Source organism: Microcoleus vaginatus FACHB-2002, from assembly GCF_040004035.1.
Taxonomy (GTDB): domain Bacteria; phylum Cyanobacteriota; class Cyanobacteriia; order Cyanobacteriales; family Microcoleaceae; genus Microcoleus; species Microcoleus vaginatus_C.
In genome coordinates, this window is the sequence record NZ_JAMPLN010000080.1 from 1 (window position 1) to 5999 (window position 5999).

Annotated in this window: 6 protein-coding genes; 5 read left to right on the forward strand and 1 reads right to left on the reverse strand. The window is 41.7% G+C overall.

Annotation, left to right across the window (positions count from 1 at the left end):
* Nucleotides 1-129 precede the first annotated feature (129 nt).
* The 3 genes from NDI35_RS29500 to NDI35_RS29510 all read left to right on the forward strand — a co-directional run bounded on the left by NDI35_RS29500 (nucleotide 130) and on the right by NDI35_RS29510 (nucleotide 2576).
* Nucleotides 130-1824, forward strand: a complete 1695-nt coding sequence (locus NDI35_RS29500) for a hypothetical protein (RefSeq protein WP_445315801.1) — start codon at nucleotides 130-132, stop codon at nucleotides 1822-1824.
* A gap of 162 nt (nucleotides 1825-1986) precedes the next feature.
* On the forward strand, nucleotides 1987-2232 hold the full coding sequence (locus NDI35_RS29505; protein WP_333239226.1) for a hypothetical protein: 246 nt from the start codon (nucleotides 1987-1989) through the stop codon (nucleotides 2230-2232).
* The gene (locus tag NDI35_RS29510; protein WP_445315802.1) at nucleotides 2229-2576 is read left to right on the forward strand and encodes a type II toxin-antitoxin system PemK/MazF family toxin; all 348 of its coding nucleotides are present in this window, start codon (nucleotides 2229-2231) and stop codon (nucleotides 2574-2576) included. The genes NDI35_RS29505 and NDI35_RS29510 overlap by 4 nt, the downstream gene beginning before the upstream one ends.
* A gap of 51 nt (nucleotides 2577-2627) precedes the next feature.
* Here NDI35_RS29510 and NDI35_RS29515 read toward each other — a convergent pair whose 3' ends face one another.
* On the reverse strand, nucleotides 2628-3263 hold the full coding sequence (locus NDI35_RS29515) for a Uma2 family endonuclease (RefSeq protein WP_445315803.1): 636 nt from the start codon (nucleotides 3261-3263) through the stop codon (nucleotides 2628-2630).
* Nucleotides 3264-3674: 411 nt separating this feature from the next.
* Here NDI35_RS29515 and NDI35_RS29520 point away from each other — a divergent pair, with 411 nt between their 5' ends.
* Nucleotides 3675-5375: an ABC-F family ATP-binding cassette domain-containing protein gene (locus NDI35_RS29520; RefSeq protein WP_445315804.1), complete on the forward strand. Its 1701-nt coding sequence runs from the start codon at nucleotides 3675-3677 to the stop codon at nucleotides 5373-5375.
* Between the two features lie 385 nt (nucleotides 5376-5760).
* Nucleotides 5761-5946: a hypothetical protein gene (locus tag NDI35_RS29525; protein WP_445315805.1), complete on the forward strand. Its 186-nt coding sequence runs from the start codon at nucleotides 5761-5763 to the stop codon at nucleotides 5944-5946.
* The last annotated feature ends 53 nt before the right edge of the window (nucleotides 5947-5999 follow it).

A 5999-nucleotide genomic window follows, 5' to 3' on the forward strand; every position in this document is an offset into this window, starting at 1 on the left:
GTTAGTTTTTGGATTTTCTCCCATAGCTCTACTATCAAGGCTTCTTTTGCCTCGTTCGATAGCTGTTTTAGGTCGGGGAGTTTTTCCATTCCTTGATCTAATGTCTATCTTGTCTTCTTGTCAAGGGGGTTGAGCAATTACCTTTTATTATTTAAGTCATGGGAGTCAAACTCTTTAATTATATGTCAGCTAAGAAGGGTTTCAAAGAAAACTCAATTTAATAGTTTTAAAGAAGATCCTAAATGGAGCCTTGATGTTCTCTATACATCAGTTATGGACTATTTTATGGGAGGCGATTTTTCTCGGTATGTTATAGAATATCGTACTCGTTACTGGTCTTCCTGTATATTAGGAGAGCCAAATGAACCCACTAAAAAACAGAGATATGAGCAATTTATAGACTCTCTTACAACTACACAGAAACCAGTATGGGAAGAATATAAAACAATATCCGAGAATGTCAACTTGTATAAACAACTAGACCCTGAAAGTCGTATAAAATATTTTGAAGAAGAGTTTACAGACGAAGAATTAAAGGAAGCTATTACATCTAGCAAAGCATCTTTTTATGAAATTATTGACCAGGAAAAAACAGAATTTTTTGAAAAGTATGTTGTACAATTTTTAGAAAATCCAAGGGAAGATAAATGTCGGTTCGATACTTCTATTGCAAAACGCTGGATTGTTAAGCGAGTTCTTGAATTAGGATGGACAATTGAGAAGTTCGGTTGGTTTGATAGGCGTTGTGGTAGTCATGGTCGTGCTGCGGATAAACCAGAACGAATTGGTAAGAAATACCAATGGATTGCCCTTCATGAATTTCTTGGTTGCATGGCAGATAATTTAGAGTTTAGAGTTTCTTCTTGGTTGGATGAAGTATCTGAATCATCTGTTTATGAAGGAACTTGGCAGATTGGAATCCGAGATATCGATCCATCCTTTTTGTTAAAACAAATTCCTGAATCTCAACAAAATAATCAAAAAATTTGGTTAAAATCTATTGACTATACATTTGAGGAAGTTGATCAACAAGGACAGATAGACTGGATAAAGCAACAAGATGACTGTCCAGATCCATGTCAACTCATTGAATTAACTAATCCTAATGATGAAACAGTTTGGTTAACTTTAGAAGGTCATTATGGTTGGGAAGAAAAAGAACCTTTAGAACAAGAAAAATATGAAACTTATCAACGACAAATGTGGTATCAGATACGAAGCTATATTGTGCGTTGTGAAAATATGGAAGAGATATACCAATGGTTAAAAGATAAAACTTTTGAAGAGAGATGGATGCCAGAATCTGGAGAAATTTTTGATAAATTTATTGGTGAATTTTGTTGGGGTTTACCCTATCATACATGGAATGCAGATAATTATTGGGAGTCTCACACAAATCTTACACACGGAGACTTACCTTATCCTGTCGTTGTAACAACAACAGGATATTCTTTTAGTAGTAGTTTTGATTGTTCAACTGATGAAAGAATATCTGCTTTAATTCCTTCTGCTTGGCTAATGAAGAATATGGAATTAAGATGGTCAGGAGAATATTTTAAATTTAGAAATTCAAATAATGAACTTGTTGCATTTAATCCTTTAGATGAACTGTCTCCAGACAAATTTTTAATCTCTAAAAATAAACTGGTTAACTTTCTCACTGCAAATAATTTAGACATTATTTGGACAGTATTAGGAGAACGTCAATTGATTGGTGGAAATCATAATGAACGGCATGGACGCTTAGAACTTTCTGGTGTGTATCGGCTAAAAAATGGTGTAATAGATGGAGAAAAGCTGAATACTTGGATGGAAAAAAGCTGAATACTTGGCATAGAAAACCCGATTTGCTTCTCAAAAGCTCGAATATTTGACGATCGCCCTTTCATCTATCCCCGTCCATCGTGACACGGGCGTCCCGCCTGTGCGACCCCAAGCTTTTAAGCTATAATAGTTGCGTAAAGTCGAAGTAAGTAAACAAGTAACATGGATCAAACTTCTACAGTTACAATTAGCAATACATCTTATCAAACCCTCGCAGAAATCTCTGCACTCTCAGGAAAACCAATCGAAACAGTTCTCGAACAAGCAATAGAACAATACCGAAGACAACAGTTTTTAGCAGCAGCCAACCAAGCTTATCTTGCCTTACGCGATCGCCCAGAAGCTTGGCAAGAAGAACTTGAAGAACGGGAAGCTTGGGATATCACTTTAGAGGATGGTTTAGAATGACATCCGCAAAACCATCACGGGGTGATATATGGCTGATTGACTTGAACCCAACACGAGGAAGAGAGCAAGCTGGCAAGCGTCCCTGTCTAGTGACATCTGTAGATTTATTCAATCAGGGTGCTTCGGGATTAGTTGTCGTACTACCAGTCACATCGAAAGATAAAGGAATTCCCTGGCACGTCGAAGTTAACCCCCCAGAAGGAGGACTTAGACAGCGAAGTTTCATTAAATGTGAAGAGGTGCGATCGATCAGTATAGAAAGATTTTTTGAACTGTGGGGTACAGTTTCTCCCACAACATTAATGATGGTAGAAGAAAGACTGCGTATTCTTTTGAATTTATAGCTAAAAAATATTTTTTATCTTTCATAGAGATAAATATTCCTCTCATTCCCCTTAGTGAATTTGACTTCTCACCCACTGCCTAAACCCTCGAATCATCGACGTTTCCCCCACATCTTTTTGCGTTTCCAAAAATCCCATAATCTGAGATGGCGACAAAAAAGGAAAGTGAGGAGAAACGTCCCGTTCTACATATTCCTGACCTTCTAACTGAGAGAATATTAAACGCGAACCGTCATAACGCCAAACCTCTAGCACGCCCAAACTCGCATACAATTCCATGCGGTTGATAGAACTGCTAGTGATGTCAATCTCGATTACTAAATCCGGTGGCGGATCTTGATTCCAATTGATTTGATTGAGGCTGCGGACAATTTCCTCATTCTCGATGTAGTAGCACTGATCCGGTTCTAATCCGCGTTCTAAATCCTGGCGCCTGCAAGTCAGAGAACCTAAGCTGCGAATTTCTACATTTAACTCTTCTGTTACTGTTTCTACAAAGCGTCCTAAGATTTTTTTGTTCCCCTCATGGGGTGCTGATGGAGTCATAATTTCTAAAGTACCTCGATCGTAAGTCAAACGAATTCCCCGCTGTTGGGCTAACTCGTTTACCAGAGATTCGTAAGTCTGCCAACTAATATTTTTCAGCACAACTCCCGGTTGTGGGGTTTGAATCAGGGTGGCTGTCATGGCTACCTGCTTGCTTTTTAGCTTATTTATTACATCTTAGCAAAACTCAGCTTTACGAAACGCACTGAGGGGGTGAGAACGCCTCTGAAACTTTGATTATAAGAGCATTAAGGCTGCTGAGCTACGAAAAATATAGGGGATTATTGACAGGTTTATTCACTCATAGGATCGGTAGCGATCGCCCCACCCAAATAGTCCTGAACCCATATCGAGGCCAGAAACCGGGTTTCTTCGTAGATATCTAGCTGAGAATCTGCGATTTTTCATAGAAACCCCGTTTCTTCGCGTAACTCCCACCAAATCAAAATATTGCCAGTGTCTAAATATAATTAAAATTTGTTAAGATTAACTCGACCTCAGCGCCGGCATCCCATCCGCCGCTAAACCTGCCCTTCCCCAGTCCCCACAACAATGCTGCGACTCGAACACATCAGTAAAATTTACCCCACAGGCGTCGTACTCAAAGATGTCACCTGGGAAGTCAAGCCAGGCGATCGCATCGGCTTAGTCGGCGTTAACGGTGCCGGTAAATCCACCCAACTCAAAATCATCGCCGGCGAAATCGAACCCACCGCAGGCGAAGTCATTCGCCCCGCCAGCTTACACATCGCCTACCTCTCCCAAGAATTTGAAGTAGATCCGACTCGCACCGTCAAAGAAGAATTTTGGCGTGCCTTCAGCGAAGCCAACGAAGTCCATGAATCCCTAATGCAAGTCCATCGAGACTTGGAAAACTCCACCCCAGAAAATCTCGACGAACTGATCCACAAAATGGATCGGCTGCAAAGACAATTTGAGGGCTTAAACGGCTACGGTTTAGAAGCCCAAATCGAGAAAATTTTACCAGAAATCGGATTTGAACCCGAAGATGGCGATCGATTAGTCAGCGCCTTCAGCGGCGGCTGGCAAATGCGGATGAGTTTGGGCAAAATTCTCCTGCAAAAACCCGACATCCTGCTACTCGACGAACCTACCAACCACCTCGACTTAGAAACGATCGAATGGCTGGAAGTATACCTCAAAGGGCTGACAACCCCGATGGTAATCGTATCCCATGACCGGGAATTTCTCGATCGGCTCTGCACCCAAATCGTCGAAACAGAACGTGGCGTTTCCAGCACCTACCTCGGCAACTACTCCTCCTATCTGCTGCAAAAAGCAGAAGCCAGAGAAGCCCAACTCAGCGCCTACGAAAGCCAGCAAAAAGAACTCGAAAAACAGCAAGCATTCGTAGAAAAATTCCGCGCCAGCGCCACTCGCAGCACCCAAGCCAAAAGCCGCGAGAAACAGTTAGACAAAATCGAACGCATCGAAGCGCCCACCGGCGGATTAAAAACTTTGCATTTCCGCTTTCCCCCCGCACCCCGCAGCGGCCGCGAAGTAGCAATAATTGAAGATTTGGTGCACACCTACGGCGAAAAAATCCTATTCTTGGGAGCCGACTTATTAATTGAAAGGGGCGATCGTATTGCCTTTCTCGGCCCCAACGGCGCGGGCAAATCAACCCTGCTGCGGATGATTATGGGTTTGGAAAAGCCGACTGAAGGTACTGTCAAATTGGGAGGTCACAACGTCATCCCCGGTTACTTTGAACAGAATCAGGCTGAAGCCTTAGATTTGAATAAAAGCGTGATGCAAACGATTCACGACGAAGTTCCAGACTGGAAAAATGAAGAAGTTCGGACTTTGTTGGGCCGTTTCTTATTTACTGGCGAAACAGTATTCAAACAGGTTGGCGCTTTAAGCGGCGGCGAAAAAGCCCGCCTAGCTTTGGCAAAAATGCTGTTGACTCCCGTGAATTTGCTGATTTTGGACGAACCGACAAATCACCTCGACATTCCGGCGAAAGAGATGATGGAAGAAGCGATTCAGAATTATGACGGTACGGTAATTATTGTTTCGCACGATCGCTATTTCATCTCCCAAGTCGCTAACAAAATTGTCGAAATTCGGGACGGAGAGTTTCGCCCTTATTTGGGAGATTACCACTACTATCTCGATAAAATTGCTGAGGAAAAAGAGCTAGCTAAGTTAGCCAAACTTGAAGCAGAAAAAGCAGCTAAAAAAGCCGAAAAAGAGGCAAAGAAAAAAGCTGCTGCTAAGCAAAAATAAACTTGTAACCCTCGCAGATAAACCTTAAATCCGCGTTTATCTGCGTGCAGCGGCAGTTACAACCCACATTCCGCACCCCCAACTGGCACATAGGCGGATTGAGGGGGTAAAAGTGAATCATTCGAGATAATAGTAAGTAAAAACACCCCAAAATATGTGCAACGCTCACATCACCCAGTTAGGAATTCCTGAAAATTGATACTCGGACATCAGTTAAATCTTCTTAACCCATAAAACGTCAAAAATCCGACCATTACTAACTATTAATTGCCAGCATATATTTTCACCAATCTGACAATTATACATCACTGCTGCATCAACAATTACTTAAATGTAAGTCGGTTGTACCACAGGGTAATCGCATCTAATTTGGTATAAATTGTACTTGACAAATTACAGAAAAAGAACTATATATGCCAGGAGTTCTACAGATGGCGTTGGCGACGAACAAGCAGTTAAACTGGGGATGGTACAATTGCTCCTATTCCTAGCTCAGGCAGATGAAAAAAGGGGCGTTGCTGAATTGATGTATGATATAGCGATCGAGAGCAAAGTTGACGAAAAACAATGAACAGCAAATTAGAGTCCCTCAAATGTCCTGAATGCAAGTCTAGTCGTATTAAT